The sequence below is a fragment of the Oleiphilus sp. HI0066 genome (assembly GCF_001635725.1).
In genome coordinates this window covers 1-575 of the sequence record NZ_LWFH01000566.1, presented here as the reverse complement: position 1 = coordinate 575, position 575 = coordinate 1, and the positions used below count along the sequence as shown (strand labels likewise).

Below are 575 nucleotides of genomic sequence, written 5' to 3'. Positions count from 1 at the left end.
TCTGCCCAGCCATAAACAAAGTCATTGATACCCAGCGAACGGCAATATTCAATCTCCTGAGTATTCGTGGAGCCTAAGAATCCAAAGGGCCCACCTTGGGAAGCATAAGAATGAATGTCGAGCAATACATCAGCTTGATCGAGAAGACCGCAAAGCACGGGATCGATGAAGTCTTCATAGTCTTTAGGCGACTCTTTTATGTACATCGCGCGGTTGAGGTTACGTTCATAGAAGCGGGTACCTTGTTCGTATGCTTTGGGATTACAAATCGGGACGCACGTCAATGTGCCTTTGGTTAAAGAGAGCCCATTGTTGAGTTCATCAATTAGCTTGCGAATAGCAGTGGTACCGCAGGTTTCATTGCCATGCACAGCTCCTAAAACAATCAAATGTGGACCAGGGTTGAGCGTCTCGAATCTTGAAATAGAAATCATAAAAAATTAGTTCTGTTGTAAGGTGTTATTCATCATCTGCACATTAATGGTCTAGGGATAATATCGGGTCCCCGTTGTCGATCTGGCCAATGCGAATATCATTTACTCACCATAAACGTCGACGTATGCAATATTGTAGCT

At 44.0% G+C, this 575-nt stretch carries 1 protein-coding gene; it reads right to left on the bottom strand.

The genetic code is table 11. The features are described 5' to 3' along the window. Nucleotides 1-434 (bottom strand): succinylglutamate desuccinylase/aspartoacylase family protein (locus A3738_RS07620; RefSeq protein ID WP_197473684.1); only part of this gene is annotated, 434 nt, incomplete at its 3' end. Nucleotides 435-575: the final 141 nt, after the last annotated feature.